Origin of the sequence: Cedecea neteri NBRC 105707 = ATCC 33855, from assembly GCF_001571265.1 — a bacterium.
GTDB classification, from domain to species: domain Bacteria; phylum Pseudomonadota; class Gammaproteobacteria; order Enterobacterales; family Enterobacteriaceae; genus Cedecea; species Cedecea neteri.
This window is the reverse complement of sequence record NZ_BCTL01000035.1, coordinates 54,618-76,746: the sequence shown is the minus strand read 5'-3', so window position 1 is coordinate 76,746 and position 22,129 is coordinate 54,618. Positions and strand designations below refer to the sequence as shown.

The 22,129-nt window shown below is 56.0% G+C and carries 18 protein-coding genes; 9 read left to right on the top strand and 9 right to left on the bottom strand.

Annotated elements, in window-relative coordinates:
* The first annotated feature begins 631 nt into the window (after window positions 1–631).
* From CNE01S_RS15385 to glnB, 4 genes are all read left to right on the top strand, one after another.
* Entirely contained in the window at window positions 632–2,068 is a 1,437-nt protein-coding gene (locus CNE01S_RS15385; protein ID WP_061277197.1) for a sensor histidine kinase, read from the top strand.
* 4 nt (window positions 2,069–2,072) lie between these two features.
* Complete coding sequence (gene qseG / locus CNE01S_RS15380; RefSeq protein WP_425430203.1) at window positions 2,073–2,822, top strand: two-component system QseEF-associated lipoprotein QseG; 750 nt, start codon at window positions 2,073–2,075, stop codon at window positions 2,820–2,822.
* A complete protein-coding gene (gene glrR / locus CNE01S_RS15375) occupies window positions 2,819–4,156 on the top strand; it encodes a two-component system response regulator GlrR (protein ID WP_008459460.1) in 1,338 nt (445 codons plus the stop codon). Before qseG ends, glrR begins: the two co-directional genes overlap by 4 nt.
* A gap of 66 nt (window positions 4,157–4,222) precedes the next feature.
* Window positions 4,223–4,561, top strand: a complete 339-nt coding sequence (gene glnB, locus CNE01S_RS15370) for a nitrogen regulatory protein P-II (protein WP_002438074.1) — start codon at window positions 4,223–4,225, stop codon at window positions 4,559–4,561.
* 92 nt (window positions 4,562–4,653) lie between these two features.
* On the opposite strand, the gene hmpA is transcribed toward glnB, so the two are convergent.
* Entirely contained in the window at window positions 4,654–5,844 is a 1,191-nt protein-coding gene (hmpA, locus tag CNE01S_RS15365) for an NO-inducible flavohemoprotein (RefSeq protein WP_061277195.1), read from the bottom strand.
* Between the two features lie 110 nt (window positions 5,845–5,954).
* On the opposite strand from hmpA, the gene CNE01S_RS25315 reads away from it, so the two are divergent.
* Both CNE01S_RS25315 and glyA read left to right on the top strand, forming a co-directional pair.
* Window positions 5,955–6,158 (top strand): hypothetical protein, encoded by a 204-nt coding sequence (locus tag CNE01S_RS25315; protein WP_138089245.1) that lies wholly within the window; start codon window positions 5,955–5,957, stop codon window positions 6,156–6,158.
* A gap of 14 nt (window positions 6,159–6,172) precedes the next feature.
* Window positions 6,173–7,426 carry a serine hydroxymethyltransferase gene (gene glyA, locus CNE01S_RS15360; protein ID WP_038479905.1) on the top strand — a complete coding sequence of 418 codons (1,254 nt, stop codon included), beginning with the start codon at window positions 6,173–6,175 and terminating at the stop codon, window positions 7,424–7,426.
* Between the two features lie 43 nt (window positions 7,427–7,469).
* On the opposite strand, the gene CNE01S_RS15355 is transcribed toward glyA, so the two are convergent.
* The 8 genes from CNE01S_RS15355 to CNE01S_RS15320 all read right to left on the bottom strand — a co-directional run bounded on the left by CNE01S_RS15355 (window position 7,470) and on the right by CNE01S_RS15320 (window position 16,379).
* Window positions 7,470–8,069 carry a KpsF/GutQ family sugar-phosphate isomerase gene (locus CNE01S_RS15355; RefSeq protein WP_061277194.1) on the bottom strand — a complete coding sequence of 200 codons (600 nt, stop codon included), beginning with the start codon at window positions 8,067–8,069 and terminating at the stop codon, window positions 7,470–7,472.
* Window positions 8,066–9,703 carry an FGGY-family carbohydrate kinase gene (locus tag CNE01S_RS15350; RefSeq protein WP_061277193.1) on the bottom strand — a complete coding sequence of 546 codons (1,638 nt, stop codon included), beginning with the start codon at window positions 9,701–9,703 and terminating at the stop codon, window positions 8,066–8,068. Before CNE01S_RS15350 ends, CNE01S_RS15355 begins: the two co-directional genes overlap by 4 nt.
* Window positions 9,704–9,719: 16 nt before the next feature.
* Window positions 9,720–10,673: an ABC transporter permease gene (locus CNE01S_RS15345; protein WP_008459449.1), complete on the bottom strand. Its 954-nt coding sequence runs from the start codon at window positions 10,671–10,673 to the stop codon at window positions 9,720–9,722.
* 1 nt (window position 10,674) lies between these two features.
* Window positions 10,675–11,664, bottom strand: coding sequence for an ABC transporter permease (locus CNE01S_RS15340; RefSeq protein ID WP_061277192.1), 990 nt, complete (start codon window positions 11,662–11,664; stop codon window positions 10,675–10,677).
* The gene (locus CNE01S_RS15335; RefSeq protein ID WP_061277191.1) at window positions 11,657–13,156 is read right to left on the bottom strand and encodes a sugar ABC transporter ATP-binding protein; all 1,500 of its coding nucleotides are present in this window, start codon (window positions 13,154–13,156) and stop codon (window positions 11,657–11,659) included. Before CNE01S_RS15335 ends, CNE01S_RS15340 begins: the two co-directional genes overlap by 8 nt.
* 108 nt (window positions 13,157–13,264) lie before the next feature.
* Window positions 13,265–14,248, bottom strand: a complete 984-nt coding sequence (locus tag CNE01S_RS15330) for an autoinducer 2 ABC transporter substrate-binding protein (protein WP_038479923.1) — start codon at window positions 14,246–14,248, stop codon at window positions 13,265–13,267.
* Window positions 14,249–14,631: 383 nt separating this feature from the next.
* A complete protein-coding gene (locus tag CNE01S_RS15325; protein WP_061277190.1) occupies window positions 14,632–15,054 on the bottom strand; it encodes a DoxX family protein in 423 nt (140 codons plus the stop codon).
* A gap of 131 nt (window positions 15,055–15,185) precedes the next feature.
* On the bottom strand, window positions 15,186–16,379 hold the full coding sequence (locus CNE01S_RS15320; protein ID WP_061277189.1) for an ROK family protein: 1,194 nt from the start codon (window positions 16,377–16,379) through the stop codon (window positions 15,186–15,188).
* 116 nt (window positions 16,380–16,495) lie between these two features.
* Here CNE01S_RS15320 and CNE01S_RS15315 point away from each other — a divergent pair, with 116 nt between their 5' ends.
* The 3 genes from CNE01S_RS15315 to CNE01S_RS15305 all read left to right on the top strand — a co-directional run bounded on the left by CNE01S_RS15315 (window position 16,496) and on the right by CNE01S_RS15305 (window position 22,094).
* Window positions 16,496–19,768: a DUF5107 domain-containing protein gene (locus tag CNE01S_RS15315; protein ID WP_061277188.1), complete on the top strand. Its 3,273-nt coding sequence runs from the start codon at window positions 16,496–16,498 to the stop codon at window positions 19,766–19,768.
* Window positions 19,769–19,833: 65 nt separating this feature from the next.
* On the top strand, window positions 19,834–21,273 hold the full coding sequence (locus tag CNE01S_RS15310; protein WP_061277187.1) for a sugar porter family MFS transporter: 1,440 nt from the start codon (window positions 19,834–19,836) through the stop codon (window positions 21,271–21,273).
* Window positions 21,273–22,094, top strand: a complete 822-nt coding sequence (locus CNE01S_RS15305; RefSeq protein WP_061277186.1) for an aldose 1-epimerase — start codon at window positions 21,273–21,275, stop codon at window positions 22,092–22,094. Before CNE01S_RS15310 ends, CNE01S_RS15305 begins: the two co-directional genes overlap by 1 nt.
* The last annotated feature ends 35 nt before the right edge of the window (window positions 22,095–22,129 follow it).

Here is a 22,129-nt window from a genome sequence, read left to right as displayed (position 1 = left end):
CTCTCCCTAAAAGGAGAGGGGGAAAAGAGCTGAAAGGCTTCGATTCCGTTCCCTTGCTTCTGTAGAGCAAGAAGCTACCAAAAGGCTCCGATCCGTTTCCCTCGCCCCTCTGGGGAGAGGGCCAGGGTGAGGGGCTTTTTTTGTCACTAAATCCCGACACACTTGCTTTTAATATGTCTCCAAATGGAGACATTTAAGTGATTGATTTATAATGGTGTAATGAGAGATGTTAAAGAGTGTTGTTAAATGGCGACACTGAGAGCAAAAAAATAGCAAAATATATCCTCCATGAATTAGTATTAAGCTTAATTAAAACAATTTGTTATGTTTTATTTTATAAACTTGGCACGATACATGCTTAATAACAGCCAGTGGCTCATTCAATCTCTTATGTCAGCGTCTTCTTAGACAGACTACATAAACCGCCGAATGACGCACAAAAAGGTGCCTGCCGTCCAATTTTTGATAAATGCCTTATGGCTTATCATGCTCCGGGCGAAACGTTGAGTAAGGCGCCGCCTAATTCCTAAGCAAAGGCAGGGTTTTTGACCCTGCCTTTGTCATTTCCGGGAATCGCACCTTTCCACCACGCGCAATCGCGGCTAGCATCGTGTCATACAGGTAATGTGAGATGAAGCTATTGAACCAGTGGCATTTTTTCCCTCGATCTTTGCGCCAGCTTGTCATGATGGCCTTTTTACTGGTGCTGGTGCCGCTGCTGGTGCTTGCGTGGCAGGCGTGGCAAAGCCTGAACGCCCTGAGTGCACAGGCCGCGTTGACCAATCGCACCACGTTGATTGATGCCCGGCGTAGCGAGGCAATGACCAACATCGCGCTGGAAATGGAGCGAAGCTACCGGCAGTATTGCGTGCTCGACGACTTGCGCCTTGCCCAGCTTTATCAAGGGCAGCGTCAGCGTTACGCTCAAATGCTTGAGGCACACGCCTCCGTATTACCCGATCCGAAACTCTATCAATCGCTCAGCCAGTCTTTGAGCGATCTGGCGGAACTCAAATGTAAAAACAGCGGGCCGGAAGCCCCTGCGGCAAACCAGCTGGAACAATTCGCCTCAACCAATGCTGAAATGGTGCAGGCCACGCGGACGGTGGTGTTCTCTCGCGGGCAGCAACTGCAGCAGGAAATTGCCGAACGAGGCCAGTTCTTCGGTTGGCAGGCTTTAGTGCTGTTTCTGCTCAGCCTGGGGCTGGTGATCGTCTTCACCCGCATGATTATCGGCCCGGTTAAAGGTATCGAGCGGATGATCAACCGGCTGGGAGAAGGGCGCTCGCTCGGCAACAGCGAAGTGTTTAAAGGGCCAAGAGAGCTACGTTCCGTTGGGCAGCGCATTGTCTGGCTCAGTGAACGCCTGTCCTGGCTTGAATCCCAGCGCCACGAGTTTCTCCGCCATCTTTCCCATGAATTAAAAACCCCTCTTGCCAGCATGCGGGAAGGGACAGAACTGCTTGCCGACCAGGTTGCCGGGCCGCTAAATGCCGATCAGAAAGAGGTTGTTGCCATCCTGGATGACAGCAGCCGTCACCTGCAGAAATTGATCGAACAACTGCTGGACTATAACCGCAAGCTGGCAGACGGGACGGTCACGCTGGAAAGGGTCGAACTGGCCCCGATTGTGGAAATGGTTATCTCTGCCCACAGCCTGCCGGCGAGAGCTAAAATGATGCATACCGAGATTCAATTAAGCCCAAAAGCCTGCCTGGCAGAGGCTACGCTGCTAATGAGCGTGCTGGATAATCTCTACTCCAATGCGGTGCACTACGGCAGTGAATCCGGTACCATTTACCTCCGGAGTTTGCAGGTGGGCGCGAGCCTGTATATTGAGGTCGCGAACACCGGCGAGCCGATTCCGGCCACGGAACAAGAGATGATTTTTGAGCCGTTCTTCCAGGGGAGTCACCAGCGGAAGGGCTCCGTAAAGGGAAGTGGCCTGGGATTAAGTATCGCCAGGGATTGCATTCGACGTATGCACGGAAAACTTAGCCTGATTAACGCTAACAGCGCGGAAGTGTGCTTCCGTATCGAATTACCGGTTTTCCCTGAGAATGACTAAAACGATGAAAGTACTTTTATTGCGTGAACCACGCCGCGGGTCTTTGGCTCGCCTGATTTGCTGGGTATCTGGGGCGCTGGTCGGCGCGACGTTGTTGGCAGGATGTGCCCCATCAAGCGTGTCCAGCAGCCTGGATGAGGCCCACAAACCGCATATCCCGGAACAACAAATTCCTGATTATCTGTCCACGGACTGTAGCGAAATATGGGCGCTGACGGGGCATGACGTCAGCAGTAACCCGCTTTACTGGCTCCGCGGCATGGACTGTGCCCAGCGCCTGCCGCCGGCAGAAGCCAGGGCGGAAGCTCGCCAGTGGCCGGCAGAAACCTGGCAGGATACGTTTAAGCGCGGCATTTTGCTCTCTACGGCTAAAATTACGCCGACCGAGCGCCGCCGCTACATGACCCAGCTCGACACCATGACCCATGAAGTGCCGGTGCAGGTTCGCTCTCTGTTTGAGATTTGGCGTGACGGGCAGCTGTCGCAGCTTAAGCTCTCAGATGAGCGTACGCGCTACAGCAAGCTGCAGCAGTCAACCGATGGCGAACTGGATACGCTGCGGGAGCAGCAGCAGCGCCTTCGCGGCCAGCTCGATCTCACTACGCGCAAGCTGGAAAATTTGACCGACATTGAGCGTCAGCTTTCAAGCCGCAAGCCGGGAAGTAATCTTGCACCCGACACGCACAGTTCGGATGACAATGACGACGACGATAGCGGCGCTCCAAACAAACCGCAGCCGGAGGCAAAACCATGACGCAAAGGAAACCCGCGCGCTTATTATTAGTGGATGATGACCCAGGCCTGCTCAAGCTGCTAGGGATGCGCCTGTCGAGCGAGGGCTATACGGTCACCACGGCTGAAAGCGGGGCTGAGGGGCTGAAAGTCCTGGCGCGCGAAAAAATCGATCTGGTGATAAGCGATCTCAGAATGGATGAAATGGACGGCATGGCGCTGTTCGCGGAGATCCAAAAAGGCCAGCCCGGGATGCCGGTGATTATTCTGACTGCGCATGGCTCTATTCCTGACGCGGTGGCTGCGACCCAGCAAGGCGTGTTCAGCTTCCTCACCAAACCGGTGGACAGGGACGCGCTCTATCAGGCTATCGACAATGCGCTTGAGCACACGGTCATCGCCGGGGATGACATGTGGCGCGACACCATCGTGACCCGCAGCCCGATTATGCAGCGTTTGCTCGAGCAGGCGCGCATGGTGGCGCAGTCGGACGTCAGCGTGTTGATAAACGGCCAAAGCGGCACCGGGAAAGAAATTCTGGCCCAGGCGATACACAACGCCAGCCCGCGCAGTAAAAAAGCTTTTATCGCCATTAACTGTGGCGCGTTACCGGAGCAGCTATTGGAGTCCGAGCTGTTTGGTCATGCACGCGGGGCGTTTACCGGCGCGGTCAGCAGCCGTGAAGGGCTGTTCCAGGCGGCGGAAGGCGGGACGCTGTTCCTCGATGAAATTGGCGATATGCCTATCCCGCTGCAGGTGAAACTGCTGCGCGTTTTACAGGAGCGGAAAGTTCGCCCGCTCGGCAGTAACCGCGATCTGGATATTGACGTGCGCATTATATCCGCTACGCACCGGGATTTGCCGAAAGCGATGGAGCGTGGGGAGTTTCGTGAAGATCTCTTCTATCGCCTCAACGTCGTGAACCTCAAAATTCCTGCCTTGCACGAACGTGCTGAAGATATCCCGCTGCTGGCGAATCATTTATTGCGTCAGTCCGCTGACCGGCATAAGCCGTTCGTTCGTAGCTTTTCGACCGACGCCATGAAGCGCCTGATGACGGCGAGCTGGCCGGGTAATGTGCGCCAGCTGGTGAACGTCATTGAGCAATGCGTGGCGCTAACTTCGGCTCCGGTGATTGGCGAAGCGCTGGTGGAACAGGCGCTGGAGGGTGAAAACACCGCCTTGCCGACATTTGTCGAAGCCCGTAACCAGTTCGAGCTAAACTATTTACGTAAGCTACTGCAAATTACCAAAGGAAATGTCACCCATGCCGCGCGCATGGCGGGGCGTAACCGAACCGAATTCTATAAATTACTGGCCAGGCATGAACTCGAGGCCAATGACTTTAAAGAGTAGGCTGTGATAGTGTGAGCAACCGATTACTAACAGTACAAAACGCCGCGCGGGGATACCGGTAATACCATGAAAAAAATTGATGCGATTATTAAACCTTTCAAACTGGATGATGTGCGTGAAGCGCTGGCTGAAGTTGGCATTACCGGCATGACGGTGACGGAAGTCAAAGGCTTTGGCCGTCAGAAAGGGCATACCGAGCTGTACCGCGGTGCCGAGTACATGGTGGACTTCCTGCCAAAAGTAAAAATTGAAATCGTGGTCACCGACGACATCGTTGATACCTGCGTGGATACCATTATTCGTACGGCTCAGACCGGCAAGATAGGCGACGGCAAAATTTTCGTCTTCGATGTGGCGCGCGTGGTGCGTATTCGTACCGGTGAAGAAGACGACGCGGCGATTTGATGTAGATTTTTCCCCTCTCTCTGGACAGATCCTGTCCTTCGCCCCCTCGCCCCTTTGGGGAGAGGGCTGGGGTGAGGGGAATTAGTACTGAACTACATCACCTTATGCGGGCCAAAACACTCATAGTGAATACTGTCTTTATCCACGCCAATTTTCACCAGTTGTTCTGCGGCAAAACGCATGAAGTTGATCGGGCCGCAGAGATAGAACTGCATCGCCGGGTCGCTTAACTTCCCTTCAATTTCCAGCAAGTTCATCAATCCTGTGCGGTTAAAGCGCGCCTGAGCACGATCCTCTGCGGACGGCTCGCGGTACCAGACGTGGCTTTCAAACTTCGGCAGCTTCGCGCCAAGGCTTTTCACTTCCTCGTTAAACGCGTGGACCTCGCCGTGTTCGGCGGCGTGCAGCCAGTTGACCTGCGCCTGATGGCCGCTGTTGGCCAGCGTATCGAGCATGGAGAGCATCGGCGTCTGGCCCACGCCCGCGGAAATCAGCGTCACCGGCGTTTCTGGTTTCACGTCCATGAAGAAATCACCTGCCGGCGAGGCGAGGTGCACCCGATCCCCGGCCTGTGCGTGATTGTGCAGCCAGTTTGAGACCATGCCCTTATCTTCGCGCTTAACGGCAATACGGTAGCTTTTACCGTTCGGCTGGCGGGTCAAAGAGTACTGGCGAATTTCCTGATGTGGGAAACCGACGGGCTTCAGCCAGACGCCAAGATACTGCCCCGGCTGGTAATCCGCCACCGGGCCGCCGTCGAGCGGAATCAGTTCAAAGCTGGTAATCAGCGAACTTTGTTCTTTTTTCTCAACGATGGTGAACGGCCGAGTGCCTTCCCAGCCGCCCTGCTTAGCGGCATTATCCTGATAAATTTCCGACTCGCGGTTAATGAAGACCTGCGCCAGCACGCCGTAGGCTTTTCCCCAGGCGTCCAGCACTTCCTGCCCGGGGCTGAACAGCTCGTCTAAGGTGGCCAGCAGGTGACCGCCCACAATGTTGTACTGCTCTGGCTTTATCTGGAAGGTGGTGTGCTTCTGGGCGATTTTCTCTACCGCAGGCAGCAAGGCGGCCAGGTTTTCAATGTTAGCCGCATAGGCGCAAATGGCGTTGAACAGCGCTTCACGCTGGTCGCCGTTGCGCTGGTTGCTCATGTTAAAAATCTCTTTCAGCTCAGGGTTATGGCTGAACATACGCTCGTAGAAATGAGCGGTAAGCTTGGGGCCGGTGGCGGCCAGCAGTGGGATGGTCGACTTAACAACGGCGATGGTTTGTGCGTCTAGCATGGTGGTCTCCATAAACAGCGTAGTTTATAAATTGCATTTTAAATGCATCTTATAGAAATGGCCTTATGTTGTAAATGGGTTATCGTTCTTAACGACCAGGCTCACAGAACATGAAAAATACGCATATCATTGATGAAGAAATATCCGGCAAAAAAGCGCTTCTTTTATTGCCTGAAAGCCTTATTTCATGCCTGGGTAATCGTTTGCGTAAAAACCTCTGTCAAGCCCTATCACCCGAAAGGGTTTCGGTTTACACTGTTGCCCGTCGCCCAAATGGGCCCCCTCATTGCAGTAAAATTTTTACCGTTAGCTGAGTCAGGAGATGCGAATGTTAAAGCGTGAAATGAACATTGCCGATTACGATGCCGAACTGTGGCAGGCCATGGAGCAAGAGAAAGTACGTCAGGAAGAGCACATTGAACTGATCGCCTCCGAAAACTACACCAGCCCGCGCGTGATGCAGGCTCAGGGTTCTCAGCTGACAAACAAATATGCTGAAGGTTACCCGGGCAAACGCTACTACGGCGGTTGCGAATACGTGGACATCGTCGAGCAGCTGGCTATCGACCGTGCAAAAGAGCTGTTTGGCGCAGACTATGCGAACGTGCAGCCGCACTCCGGTTCCCAGGCTAACTTCGCGGTATACACCGCGCTGCTGCAGCCGGGCGATACCGTGCTGGGCATGAACCTGGCACAGGGCGGCCACCTGACTCACGGCTCCCCGGTTAACTTCTCCGGTAAGCTGTACAACATCATTCCTTACGGTATTGATGAGTCCGGTAAAATTGACTACGAAGACATGGCGAAGCAGGCTAAAGAGCACAAGCCGAAGATGATCATCGGCGGCTTCTCTGCCTACTCCGGCGTGGTTGACTGGGCTAAGATGCGCGAAATTGCAGACAGCATCGGTGCTTACCTGTTTGTCGACATGGCGCACGTTGCGGGCCTGATTGCCGCAGACGTTTACCCGAACCCGGTGCCACACGCTCACGTTGTGACCACCACCACCCACAAAACCCTGGCAGGTCCACGCGGTGGCCTGATCCTGGCGAAGGGTGGCGACGAAGATCTTTATAAGAAACTGAACTCTGCCGTATTCCCTAGCGCCCAGGGCGGCCCGCTGATGCACGTTATCGCGGCCAAAGCCGTAGCGCTGAAAGAAGCGATGGAGCCAGAGTTCAAGGTTTACCAGCAGCAGGTTGCCAAAAACGCCAAAGCGATGGTGGAAGTGTTCCTGAACCGTGGCTACAAAGTGGTCTCCGGCGGGACTGAAAACCATCTGTTCCTGCTGGATCTGGTGGATAAAAACCTGACCGGTAAAGAAGCTGATGCAGCCCTGGGCCGTGCCAACATCACCGTGAACAAAAACAGCGTACCAAACGATCCGAAGAGCCCGTTCGTGACTTCCGGTATCCGTATCGGTTCTCCGGCTGTGACTCGCCGCGGTTTCAAAGAAGCCGAAGTGAAAGAGCTGGCTGGCTGGATGTGTGACGTTCTGGACAACATCAATGACGAAGCGGTCATTGAGCGCGTTAAAGGTAAAGTGCTGGATATCTGTGCCCGCTTCCCGGTTTACGCATAACCGTTAAGCTGAAATGTAGAAGGCTCCCAATCGGGAGCCTTTTTTATTTCTGCTGGCTGAGCGTCAGCCCAACGTCCCCGCCGGGATGAACCGCCAGCAGCGTCTCTTTCGAGTAGCCGCTCTCGCTCATCAGGCAGGCGCAGGCGGCGTCAAAAATCGCCAGCGCCAGGATTATTGACGTGGTCGCCAGCATGTTAAGCGGATCCATTTCTTGCTTCACGCCGGTAGAAATCACCAGCCTGGCCGCTTTGGCGATGGCCGAATCCGGGTTCTCAGTAACGCTGACGAGCGGCACTTTTCTGGCCGCCAGGCCCGGCAGCAGACGCGTTAGCTCGTCAGAATTTCCTCCGCGCGAAAGCATAATCATCAGATCGTCTTCACGTAAGAAACCCAGGTCCCCATGTGCCGCATCTGTTGCGTTGAGATAGATGGCCGGGTGCTCGACGCAGGCGAGCATATGGGCAATTTTCCTCGCCGCGATACCGGAAGTGCCGACGCCGGTCACCACAATCTTGCCTTTACAGTTTCTCAGTTCGGCCAGTAAGGCGAGCCACTGCGGCTCGCTCAAATGCTGTTCCAGCGCCGCAAGCTCGCGGCTGCAGGTTTGCCACGCGTTTACGGCCTGCTGCCATGAGTGACTCATGCTTCCTCCTGCATCAGCTGGCGGTATTTCATGTGGTCGAGATACATCTCGTGGAACACTTTGTATTTACGGTCGTAGTACTGTTTGATGCGGTTGGTCTGCGGGGTGACCGTTTTACCGATGCGGCTCATCACCGACATCGCCTCGGGGAAGGAGTCAAACACGCCGGCCGCCACGGTGCCCATCATTGCGCTACCCAGCAGCATCGCCTCACTCTCTTCCGGCAGCAGCATGGCACAGCCGGTGGCGTTGGCGTGCTCCTGAACGAAGATAGGGTTTTTGGTGCCGCCGCCGCTCGCCATGACGGTGTCGATGGTGTAGCCGCTATGGTTCATGGTTTCGATAATATGGCGAGTGCCAAGCGCAATCGCCTGAATCGTCGCCAGATACTGCAGGGCCATATCTTCCGGCGTGCGGGAAAGCTTCAGCCCGCTGATGACGCCGGTCAGCGTCGGATTTGCGCGCGGTGAGCGGTTGCCGTGGAAGTAGGGCAGGATGTGCATATCCTTCGTCAGGAAGGCGATGTTTTCCGGCTCCCCGGCCATTTTACGCAGCAGGGCGTTGAGCAGTTCGTAAATGGTTTGCCCCTGAGTCTTCGCCTGGGCAAGCAGCGTTTCATAGCACGGGTGAGACTGAATAATATGATCGATCAGCGCCCCGGTGGCCGACTGGCCGCCTTCGTTTAGCCAGTAGCCCGGCAGCACGGCGGAGTAGTACGGGCCCCAAACGCCGTTGATAAAGCGAGCCTCTTTTGAAATCGCCATATGGCCGGTCGAGGTGCCGCCGATGAGTGCCACGCGGCGGTCAAAGTCTGCCACTTCACCTGAAACGCCGCAGGCGCCTAGCGTGCCGAGCGTCCCGGCGTGGGCATCAATAATCGAGACGCTGACGGCGGTACCGGCAATCAGCCCCATTTCGCTGGCGGCACGCTGGGTCAGGCCGTGGCCCAGCGGCTCGCCCATAGTTTTTACATAGCGGCCAATTTTTTCTGCGTCGTGCTCCAGCAGGTCTTCCAGCCCAATCTGGCGGAAGTAGCTGCTGTCCCATTTGTCTTCGTGGCCCATGTAGGTCCATTTACAGACGGTGGAACAAAGCGAGCGGGTGTCATCCCCGGTGGCACGCCAGGTCAGGAAATCCGGCAGGTCAAAATAGTAGCCCGCGTTCGACCAGGTATTCGGCATATGCTGCTTGAGCCACAGCAATTTTGGCGTCTGCATCTCCGGGGAAATGATCCCGCCCACGTAGTCCAGCACGCGGTGGTGCAGGGCATTAATTCGATCGGCCTGGGTGATGGCCCGGTGATCCATCCACACAATGATGTTTTGTTCGCTGCGTCCGGAAGGGCTCACGGTCAGCGGCTTGCCTTCTTTATCCAGCACCACCAAAGAACAGGTGGCGTCGAAGCCCAGCCCCTTAACCTGAATCGGGTTAATATCGGCCTGGTTTACCGCATCCCGCACCGCGTTGCAGACCGCCTGCCAGATGTTGTCCGAGGATTGCTCAACGAAATCTGCCTGTGGGCGATGAATCTCAATCGCCCGGCTGGCCTGGCCTACCATTCTGCCATTCAGGTCAAAGACGCCCGCGCGGGCGCTTCCCGTCCCTACATCCACCCCAATGAAGTAACTCGCCATAATGATTCTCCTGAACTCAGGCTTTACGATTCTGTAATGCGATAAAGAGGATTAGCACCGCGCCCCAGAGCGCCATCGTCAGATAGCTGCTGATCCCCAGCAAATTAAAGCCACTTTCCAGCATTTGCAGCACGATGAGCGCCAGCACCAGGCCGATAATGCGGCCAAAACCGCCGTCCGGGTTAATGCCGCCCAGCACCGAGGCAAGGATGGTCACCAGCAGGTAAGACTCGCCGTACCCGGCTTTGGCCGAGTTGAATTTAGCCATCATCAGAATGGCCGCCACCCAGCCGAGCAGGGCGGAAATGACGTACACCGATATCTGCACCCGCACGGTGTTGACGCCGCTGTAGCGGGTCGCCTGTTCGTTGGAGCCGACCAGGTAGAGACTGCGCCCGAGCGTGGTGTGCTCCAGCAGTACCCAGAGTAAAACGGCAACCAGCAGGAACAGCAGCAGCGCGACCGGGATCCCGAGCAGCGTGGCGTTGCCCAGGTACTGAATCGCCGCCGGGAAGCCGGATATCACCGTGCCGTTAGACAGCAAAATGTTGAGGCCGGAAATCAGCGTCATGGTGCCGAGCGTCGCCAGAATAGGCGAAACGCCGACCCAGGCGACCAGCGCGCCGTTTAGCGTGCCGATAGCCACCGCGACGGCAATACCTGCCAGCAGCGCCAGCGCGAAGAACAGCGGGTTATCCGGGTGACTGACGATAATCGCCGCCATCACCAGCGAACAGGCGTTCGCTCCGGCAATAATCGACAGGTTGATCCCGCCGGTCAGCATCGTCATTCCCATCCCCAGCGCCAGCATGCCGAGAATAGGCAGCTGAGAGCCGATGGACTGGAAGTTGGCGAGGCTAAAGAAACGCCCGCCCAGCAGCAGCGAAAACGCCACGGCGACCACCACAATAATCACGCACTGCAGCCGGATGATGGCGTCACCGGGTAAAAATCTGGCGAAGGTTTTCATCTCAAAGCTCCCTTGCGAGTTTGCGTTTTTCATTCCAGGCCGTGGCGCTGATGCTGACCAGGATAATCACGCCGCTGAACACGGCGTGCCAGTAAGAGGACACGCTCAGCAGCGTCAGGCCGTTTTGTAAGAAAGCCAGCAGGATAACCCCGAGCAGGGTGCCGGTGAGCGTCCCGCGCCCGCCGCTCATGCTTGTCCCGCCGAGTACCACCGCCGCCAGCACCGTCAGCTCAAAGCCCAGCAGCGAGTTTGGGGCAACTGACTGAGTGATCTGCGCCTGAACGACGGCGGCAATACCGGCCAAAATCCCCATGTAGCCGTAGACGTAAAAATGCAGCTTAAGCAGGTTCATCCCCAGACGGGACGCCGCCTCGCGGTTGCCGCCCATGGCATAAATCTGGCGGCCAAGGCGCGTGTAGTTCATTAGCACGGCGGTAAAAATGATAACTGCAGCCAGGCACAGTAGTGGCAGGGTTAGCCCATACTGGTAACCGTCATTGGCGGTGAAAGAGAACCAGTTAATGCCGTTCATAAACCAGTCCGGGAAGCCGTACAGCCACGTGCCTTTGGTGAGGTAAACCAGCAGGCCGTAGTAAACGTTGAGGGTGGCAATGGTGATGATGATCGCCGGGACCCGCAGCCAGTACACCAGGAAGCCGTTGATAAGCCCGAGCAGCAGCCCCACGGCAATAGAAATCACCAGCGCCAGCGCAAAGTTACCGCCGTGGGCGATCACCCAGCTTGCCATTACGTACTGGGCAATCGCGGTCATCGCCGGGAACGAAATATCAATCCCCCCGGAAATAAGCACCACGAAAAGCCCGCAGGCCAGAATGCCGAGAATGGCGTAGCTGGTGGCGACGTCCGTCAGGTTACCGAGCGACAAAAACTCATCGGTGCTTATGCTCAGGCCAACGGCCAGCGCAATCACCAGCAGCCCCAGCCAGAATTCATGTTGCCCGACCAGGCGCGAAAAACGAGGGTTATTCATTGACCACCTCAGCAATGTCCTGCTCGCTACTGCGATGAGGATTAAATTCTGCGACCAGCTCGCCCCGGCGCATCACCAGCACGCGGTGGCTGTTGTAATACGCTTCCGGGATTTCATCGCAAATCATCAGCACCGCCAGCCCCTGTTCCGCCAGAGAGCGGGCGATTTGGTAAATCCCTTCTTTGTTGGCGATATCCACGCCCACCGTGGGCGAGTCGAGAATTAATATTTGTGGATTAGTCGCCACCCATTTGGCGATGGCGATCCTCTGAGCGTTGCCGCCGGAAAGTGTTTTTACCGGCAGTCCGGCATCGGAGACTTTAATGTTCAGTTCGCGAATGAGATCGGCCACCAGGTTGCGGGCTTTTTCATGATCGAGCAGGCCGCTGCGGGTATGGAGCCGATCGAAGACGGTAACGATGGTGTTGTCGTAGATCGACTGCTCCATGATCAGTCCCTGGGTGAGGCGATCTTCAGAGACGTAGCCGATGCCGTGTTTTATCGCATCGTGGTTATTACGGAACGTCACCGGCACGCCGTCGATCAGCATTTCACCGCTCTGCGGCTGCGTCATGCCGAACAGGCTCATGCACAGTTCGGTACGGCCCGATCCGAGCAGGCCCACGATGGAAACAATCTCGCCGCTGCGTAGCGACAGATTGATATTGTGATATTTGCCCTTGCGGCTGAGGCCTCGCAGCTCCAGCATCGGCTGTTTTTCTACCGGCGGTTTTTCCGGGAGAGGGCTGTAGTGGAAGCGCTGCCCGGTCATCAGGAAGGCAAGCTCATTGCTGTCCAGCTCGCTGGCTTGCCAGGTGCCGACCAGCTTCCCGTCGCGCATGACGCTGATGCGGTCGGCGACTTCCATCACTTCGTCCAGGCGGTGGCTGACAAAGACCACGCAAATTCCGTCCGCTTTGAGTTCATTCACTACCCGCAGCAGGCCGTTAACCTCCTGGCGAGTCAGAGACGCTGTCGGTTCGTCCATGATAACCAGCCGGGCATCGGCGGCGATGGCTCGGCAAATCGCGACCAGCTGGCGGTCGGCTATCGACAGTTTTTCCACCTTTTTGTCAGGATCTAGCGACACGCCGATGCGTTTCATGGCCGCCAGCGCCTGGGCTTTCATCGCGCTACGGTTAACCCACAGACTGCCGCCGGGCTGGTAGCGGTGCACGGCGATATTCTCGGCCACGCTGAAATTGGGGAACAAAGAGAGATCCTGGTAGATCACCTGGATGCCGTAATGAGCGGACAGCGTGGGTGTCAGGCTGTGGAACAGTTTGCCGTCGAGGGCAATCTGCGCTCCTTTTTCCGGGTGATAGACGCCGGAAATTACTTTGATGATCGTGCTTTTACCGCAGCCGTTTTGTCCGGCCAGGCAATGGACTTCGCCTTTTTTGAGCGTCAGATTGACGTTATCCAGCGCCCGCACGCCCGGGAATTCCTTGCTGATATTCTCAAGAGTGATAAATGCGGAAGTGTCGGTCATGGGTAATGCCCCTGCCGGCGCCCGACGTGGGCGCGACAAAATAATCTTGTTGGAGAAGGCCGGCCAATTGACCGGCGTTCCGGTTTACCTGGTGTTGGCTTAAGTGCCTTAGAAACCGAGTGACTGAGCGTTATCTTTGGTGACTTCGAGGATCTTGTTAAAGCGGATCACTTTCTTATCCATGTCGACATCGGCCTTGCCCAGACCGTCAATGGTCAGGTCTTTGGTGACGGCTTTGCCCTGCAGCAGCTGGTCGGCCACGGTGACAAGCGCATAACCGGCATCTTTAGGATCCCAGAGCAGCGCTTTTTTAATGTCGCCGCGCATCAGATAAGGTGCCGCCTGGCCCGGCATGGCAATGCCGACCACCGCCAGTTTATCCTTAGCGCGTTTCTTCTGTACTGCCTGGCCCGCACCGATTGGGCCGAGGGAACCAAAGCCGATAACGCCTTTCATCTGCGGATACGTTTTCATTAGATCAAGGGTAGTGGAGTAGGATTTGTCGATGCTCTCCGCCACCGGCAGGCGCGAAGTTACTTCAAACATATCCGGGTATTTTTCTTTCTGGTATTTAATGGCGGAATCCGCCCAGGCGTTGTGCAGAGGCACGGTCAGCGACCCGACGTAAATGGCATAGCCGCCTTTGCCGCCCATGTCTTTCGCCAGCTCGTCCATGTTGGCCTGAGCATATTTTTCGCTGTCGATGGTTTCGATATCCCACTGGCCGATCTGCTGGTCAGGGGATTCATGCGTCAGCACCACGATGCCCTGATCGCGCGCTTTTTTCAGCACCGGCTCCAGCACTTTGGCGTCGTTAGGCACCACAATAATGGCGTTTACTTTCTTGGCGATCAGATCCTCAATCACCTTCACCTGCTGAGCGGGATCGGGCGTAGCGGCACCGGTCTGGTACGCGTTAACGTTGAGTTTTTTCGCGGCTTCATTGACGCCGGTTTCCATCCGGTTGAACCATGGGATCCCGGTGACTTTCGCCACCACTGCGATTTCATACTTATCCGCCGCAACGGCCGTACCGGACAACATGCATGCAGAAATCAGGGTTGCACTGAGTAATGCGAGTTTGAATTTCATAGGTGTACCTTTTTTATTAGGGACTGAGGCATGTCACGGAGAGGAGACTAGCAACGAAGGGAAGAGGGAATGAATCGCAGTTTTTCTAAATGTGATGCACGCCCATTATTGTTTTTTTTTAGATCTAATTTGGTTAAAAAATGGTTAAATATATGATGTTTTTTTAAACTGGACGGACATGGTAGTGTTAATTAATAGTCAGAAATGAAACATATAAATAACAATTAATAAACAAATTGCCGTTCTGGGGATGTTTTTGACACCAAAGAGGCGGTCAGTCAGCAAAAGAATGTTACTAAATTGTGAGCTGAAGCGTATCAAGCAAAATGGACGGGAAACGAATGAAAAAGGCCGCATAAGCGGCCTTTGAGTGAGGAAGAAATTTAGCGCTTGTCGACGGATATCGCGCCAGGGCCGGTGACCGCCAGCAGCAGGAATCCGCCAGCTATACTGATGTTTTTATAGAAGTTAATCATGTTAGGCATCACGGCATCCCCGGTCATACTCCAGTAATGGTGGCCGATAACCGCCGTCCCGAGGGTATAAAACACAAACAAAATGGCCAGCGGACGGGTAAAGAACCCGATGATGACCAGGATAGCGGCAACAACTTCCATAAACACCGCAATCGCGGCGGCAAGCGTAGGGAGTGGTGCCCCAAGATGCTCCATATAGGCCACGGTCCCGCTGAATCCGCTGATCTTCGGCAAGCCGAAAATAATGAACAGCAAAATCAACGCAATACGGGCAATAAGCAAGATCAGGGCACGGGATTGACCAAAATCGAAATAGCGTAGTGTGTTCATAGCGGGCTCGCCTGTGGTGGACTCAAGTTAAAGTTAATACACAAAACCGGAGCCTGCCATTGCCGCTGCGCCTCTACCACGCTGTTTGTGTTAGTGAATGTTTTTTATTGATGACGCCCGACGCCATCCCGTTATTCCATCAGCGCAGTCTCGGCATATAAATAACCTATCCCCATCACCTGTTGGGCACGTGTTAGCTGGCCGAAGTTTATTTGTGTGGCGTTACTCTTCAGGCTATCACCGTGGTCGAACGGATTAAAACCAATGCGCTGTTTAATCGCGTTCAGCCAGCTTTCGCCAAACTCGCAGCTGCGGCCATAGAACCAGATCTGGTTAATATTGAGAATATTAAGGAAGTTATACAGGCTAAGCCCAATCGCATTTGCTGAATCTTCCACCCAGCGAGCCACTCTTTCGTCGCCCGCATGCAGCGCCTGAACCAACTGCCGGGAAGTCAGTTTTTCTGGGTCATGCCGCTGTACCTCAGGATGCGTTTTGAGCCAGATACGGGCCTGCTTTTTTAGCGCGCTTAATGAGGCCACGGTCTCCAGGCAGCCGTAGCGCCCACAGTCGCAAGCCATGCCGTCGGGGTTGACGATGGTGTGGCCAATTTGTCCACTGCCGTAGAGATTGCCGCGATAAATTTGCCCGTTAATCACGAACGAAGAGCCGATGCCGTAATCGACGTTGAGCACGCAAAAATCCTCCCGATTCCCGGCGTTTTGCCATTTTTCCGCCAGCGCCAGCATCACGCAGTCGTTATCCAGCAGCACCGTGACGCCGAGCTTCTCTTCCAGCAGATACTTAATTTCCACCGCTTCGCGCCACGGCGCCTGGGGCATGGTCTGCGACACGCCGGTCACGGGATCGACCTGTCCGTGTATGCCCAGCGCAAGGTTGATAGTTTTTCTCGGCCGGCTTTTTCGCTGCTGCTGCCAGATTGCCTCAATGGCCGACAGCAGCGCCGAAGGAGAGGGCGCCACAATAGCGCGGCGTTCAAAGTCGGCTATCGGCGAAAGCTGAGCGTTGCACAGCTGGCTTTCAATGCTGGTTGGGGTGACGTTCATACAGAGGATGTAATGCCCTTCCGGAGGGATCTGGTAGCTGCCGCCGTTTAGCCCCCGGCTGCTGAGATTTTCGCTGGAATGGCTGAGTTTTCCCTCTGCCACCAGTTCTTCCAGAATGTTGCTGACCGCCGGAATCGACAGCCCGGTGTGCTGAGCAAACTGCGACTTACTCAGCCGCTTGTGCCGCCATACCAGCTTCATCAGGGTTTGCCGGTTGAGCTGGCGCACCCGCTGATTGTTGAGACCCGACTCCTGCATTTTTACTAAACCTCATTAACTGTATTGCGTGAGCATTCAGCGATTAAATCACAATCAGCTGCTTCAAACTGTCGGCAATCCCCCATTCACTGTTATTTATTTACTGGAGAGTTGCTATGTACGGAGCGGTAAAAGTCTGGCAGGAAACCCTTTCACTCCCCACATGGACCACCGGCGCAGAAGACCCTAACCCGATGTTCCTCGAGCATCGCGTCTACCAGGGCTCTTCCGGGGCGGTTTATCCTTACGGCGTGATTGACACGCTGACCGGCAAGCGCGAAATGCGTGAGTACCAGGCGGTATGGCTGGAAAACGATTTTATTCGCGTCATGTTGCTGCCGGAGCTGGGCGGACGTATTCATCGCGCCTGGGACAAAGTGATGGAGCGCGACTTCGTTTACTACAACGAAGTGGTTAAACCCGCGCTGGTGGGCCTGGTCGGGCCGTGGATTTCCGGCGGGATTGAATTTAACTGGCCGCAGCACCACCGCCCGACGACCTTCATGCCGGTGGACGTCACCTTCCAGCAGCACGAAAGCGGGGCGCAAACCGTCTGGCTGGGTGAAGTTGAACCTATGCGCGGCCTGCAGGTGATGACCGGCTTTACGCTTTACCCTGAAAAAGCGCTGATTGAAATTACCGGTAAGGTCTTTAACGGCAACGCCACGCCGCGCCACTTCCTGTGGTGGGCTAACCCGGCGGTGAAGGGCGGTGACGAGCACCAAAGCGTCTTCCCGCCGGACGTTACCGCGGTATTTGACCACGGCAAACGCGACGTTTCTGCTTTCCCGATTGCCCACGGCACCTATTACAAGGTGGATTACTCCGCAGGCGTGGACATCTCCCGCTACAAAAATATTCCCGTGCCCACCTCCTTTATGGCCGATAAGTCCGATTACGACTTCGTGGGGGCTTATCATCACGGCGAGCAGGGTGGGCTGCTGCACATTGCCGATCACCATGTGTCACCGGGCAAGAAGCAGTGGACCTGGGGTAACTGTGACTTTGGCCTGGCCTGGGACCGCAACCTGACCGACACCAACGGCCCCTACATCGAACTAATGACCGGCGTGTTCACCGACAACCAGCCGGACTTCACCTGGCTGGCGCCGTTTGAAGAAAAAGTGTTTGTGCAAAACTTCCTGCCTTACAGCAAGCTGGGCACGCTGCAAAATGCCAATACCGAGGCGGCAATCAAGCTCGAACGCCAGCCTGGGAAGTTAGCGCTTGGCGTCTATGCGATTTCCCCGCTGGAGCAGGCCACGCTGCGCCTTGAAAGCGACGGCCAAATCCTGTGGCAATCTCCGCTCAGCTTGAAGCCAGCGGAAGCCTGGCAACATCAGCTGGCGGACGACTGGCCGCAGCGGCTGACTCTCACCTTGCTTAACGAACGTGGTGAAGCGCTGCTGAGCTACCTTGAGCACGTCCCTGAAGAGCTGCCTCTGCCGCAGGCGGCGCAGGCGCCGGCTAAGCCCGAACAGATTGATAACTGCGATGAGCTTTATTTCATTGGGCAGCATCTGGAACAGTATCTGCACGCCAGCCGTTCGGCCTTCGACTATTACCAGCGAGCGCTGGACATTGACCCGCTTGATTACCGCAGCAACGTCGCGCTGGGGACGCTCGAATTCAACCGGGCCAACTGGCAGAAGGCGAAAGAGCATGCTGATGCGGCGCTAAAACGCGCCCATTGCCTGAACAAAAACCCGCAAAACGGCGATGCCAGCCAGCTGCGCGGCTCGGCGAAAGAGCGTCTGGGCGACTACGAAGGAGCCTTCGACGATTACTACAAGGCGAGCTGGAGCGGCAACTGCCGGGATGCGGCCTTTTATGCCCTGGCACGCCTGGCGATGCGCAAAGGGGAAACCGCTCGGGCATTAACGTTGGTGTCCCAAAGCCTGCAGTTCAACGCCTCCAACAACCTGGCCATGGCGCTAAAAGCGCTGGCGCTGCATCAGCAGGGTGAAAAAGCCGCCGCGCTGGCGTGGACTGAGCAGCAGCTGGCCGTCTGGCCGCTGAGCTATGCCCTGCATTATGCCCGCTGGGCCATTACCCCAAACGAAGGCGACAAGCAAAAGCTGCTGCAGGTCACCGGGCAGCGTGGCACTAACGCCAGCGTTTTGGCCGGATGGCTGATGAGCTTTGGCGCAGAAACCGCTGCTCGTGAGCTGCTGGAGGTGCTCAACGCTCAGGAAGCAATGCCGCTGCTGTGGCAGGCCTCGCTGGAAGCTGACCCTCAACGCCAGCAGAGCTATCTGGCGCAGGCTCGCGAAAGATTTACCGCCCGAGTTCGTTTCCCTAACACGCTGGATGAAGTGCAGATGCTGATGCGCCTGCCGCAGGATGGCTTTGCGCAGTATCTGCTGGGCTGCTTCTGGTACAGCAAGCGCCGCTACGATGAAGCCCTTAGCTGCTGGGCGTTCTGCGCCGAACAAATGCCGGAGTTTGCCTCCGTGCAGCGCGTGCTGGCCATTCATGCCTGGAATAAAGAGCAGGACGCTAAACGAGCTGAAACTCTGCTGCAGCGTGCGGTAGAGCTTGAGCCAGAGAATGCCCGCTTCCTGTTCGAACTCGATTTCCTGCTGAAGCTTAACGGCCGCTTGTCGGATGAGCGTCTGGCTCGCCTTGAGGCGAAACGTGAGGTGGCGCTGAAGCGTGACGATCTGACCGCTGAATTACTCGGTCTGTGGAACCTTCACGGCAAGCATGACGAAGCCGCTAAGGTCCTGGCTGAACGCAAGTTCCATCCGTGGGAAGGCGGCGAGGGCAAAGTGACGGGGCAGTATCTGATCAACCAGCAGCGTCGTGCCCTCGCAAACATGGCTGACGGCAAATATGGCCAGGCGGAGGAATTGCTACAACAGGCGCTGAGCTACCCGGAAAACCTCGGTGAAGGCCGCCTGGTTGGGCAAACCGACAACGATATCTGGTATTTGCTTGGCCGCTGCGCCCAGCTTCAGCAGCGTAACGAGATGGCCAACTCATGCTACCGGGAGGCGTTGAAAGGCGGGAGCTCTTTAGCCGCAGGACGCTATTACAACGATCAGCCGCTGGATTACCTCTTCTATCAGGCCATGGCCCGCAAGCAACTGGGCGAGCTTGAAGTAGCTCACCAGCAGTTCAGGACGTTTATCGACTGGGCTCAGGAGCACAGGGAAGACGTGGTTGAGGCCGACTTCTTCGCCGTTTCTCTGCCGGACCTGATTGCGCTTAACGGGGATTCGTGCAGGCAGCATCGTCAGCATTGTCTGTTTGTTGAGGCGCTTGGGCAACTCGGCCTGGGGAATATCGCCACGTTCAATCAACTGGTGGAGGAATTGCTGGCGATTAACCCGGCACACGACAAAGCGCATCTGCTGCGTCAGGCCCTTAGTACCGGCGTGTTCTAACCATAATTCGCGGGCGACGATGAGCGCCCGCTCCTTACCCTACAAATACAAGATGAGGATCAACCATGGAACGTATGCAATCGCAATTACGCATGGGTTACGTCTGGACCATCTGTCTGGTGGCCGCCTGTGGCGGGCTGTTGTTTGGTTATGACTGGGTGGTTATCGGCGGGGCAAAACCTTTTTACGAAGCCTATTTCTCGATTACCGATCCGGCCGTTTCCGGCTGGGCGATGAGTTCCGCGTTAGTGGGCTGTGTTATCGGGGCGCTGCTCTCCGGCTGGTGCGCCGATAAGTTTGGCCGCAAAATTCCCCTTATTATTGCCGCGCTGCTATTTACCATCTCAGCCTGGGGCACGGCGGTTGCAAGCAACTTCGACCTGTTTGTTGTATGGCGTATTGTCGGCGGGGTGGGTATCGGCCTCGCTTCGGCGCTTAGCCCGATGTATATCGCAGAAATTAGCCCGGCGGCACAGCGCGGGCGTTTTGTCGCGGTTAACCAGCTTACCATTGTTATCGGGGTACTGGCGGCGCAGCTTATCAATCTGATGATCGCCGAACCGGTGGCCAGCCACGCAACGATGCAGGAAATCAGCGCGAGCTGGAACGGACAGGCGGGCTGGCGCTGGATGTTTGGCTCGGGCGTAGTGCCTGCTGCGGCGTTTTTGATCCTGATGTTCTTTGTCCCTGAATCACCGCGCTGGCTGGTGCGAGCCGGGAAAAGCGAACGTGCTCACCAGATGCTGAGCCGCATCGGCAGTAAAAGCTATGCCGATGAAACGCTAAAGGATATTCAGGAAACGTTAAGCAAGGACACGCAAAAAGTATCGTGGTCCGCGCTGTGGGAGCCGAAGGTTCGCCCGATCATCGTGATTGGTATGGTGCTGGCGGTGTTCCAGCAGTGGTGCGGGATTAACGTTATCTTCAACTACGCGCAGGAGATTTTCGCCTCTGCCGGATTTGATATTAACAGCACGCTGAAATCGATTGTGGCTACCGGCCTGATTAACCTGGTCTTTACCGTGGCCGCGTTGCCGCTGGTGGACAAAATCGGCCGCCGTAAACTGATGCTGTTCGGTGCCGCAGGGTTGACCATTATCTATGCGCTGATTGGTGCGGCTTACGGCCTTGGCATTCTGGGGCTGCCGGTGCTGATTCTGGTGCTGGCCGCTATCGCTACCTATGCCCTGACGCTGGCGCCGGTGACCTGGGTGCTGCTGTCGGAAATTTTCCCCAACCGCGTTCGCGGCCTGGCGATGTCGCTGGGCACATTAGCGCTGTGGGTGGCCTGTTTCCTGCTGACTTACACCTTCCCGCTGCTCAATGCAGGCCTGGGCGCATCCGGTAGCTTCCTCCTTTATGGCGTTATCTGCGCCGCTGGCTTTATTTACGTGCGCCGTTTCGTACCAGAAACCAAAGGCGTGAGCCTTGAAGCGCTGGAGCAGCAGCTTGCCGAAGGGCGAGTACATGCCTCGCCAGCGCCTGCGGCAAAGGCGTTGCGTTAATGGACGCGCTGCATCTGCAAAATGCTTTTCTCCGTTTAGCCGTCGCCCCGCAAGGGGCGTCAGTCGTCAGCTTTGAATCTCTGACGCACGGGAAAGCGATCTTCCATCCTGCTGAACCGGCTCTGTTCCCTATGCTGCCGCTGGCGAACAGGGTGGCCGGAAACGCCTTTCAGCTGTACGGCGAGCAAGTTTTGTTACCTGACAGCCCTGTCGATGAGCATTTCTTTCTGCACGGAGACGGCTGGCTAAAGCGCTGGGACGTAGAGCATCACGATGAAGAACGTTTGACGTTAAGCTTGCGCAGCCAGCATCCCTGCGGCTTTCACTACCTGGCGACGCTGACCTGGCGGCTGGTGGGAAACAGACTGCTGATCCGGCTTGAGCTCACGCACACCGGAGAGAAGCCGATGGTTTACGGCCTTGGACTGCATCCGTATTTTGCGCTGGACCCGGGCAGCCGGGTGCAGTTTTCCGCCAGCGGGTTCTGGCCTGAAGGTGAGCAGCATCTGCCTTTGGCCTGGGAAGGAACGTTCACCCCTCAAACTGATTTTTCCCGCGCCAAAACGCCGGAGAACAAATGGCTTAACGTGGGGTACTCAGGCTGGAGCGGGCTCGCCCTGATTGAGCATTCGGACATGCGAGTTTGCCTGCGTAGCCCAACGCCTTATTTAATGGTGTTCAGCATGGCAGAGCAGCCGTTTATTTGCCTCGAGCCGCAAACGCACCCGGTCAACGCGCATAATCAGGTGGGAATGCCCGGTTTAGTGATGCTCGAGCAAGGTCAGTCAACGAGTCTGTCAATGGAGGTTGAGGTGAGCTAACTCGCAATATCCATTATCTTGATGTGTGTTATTGC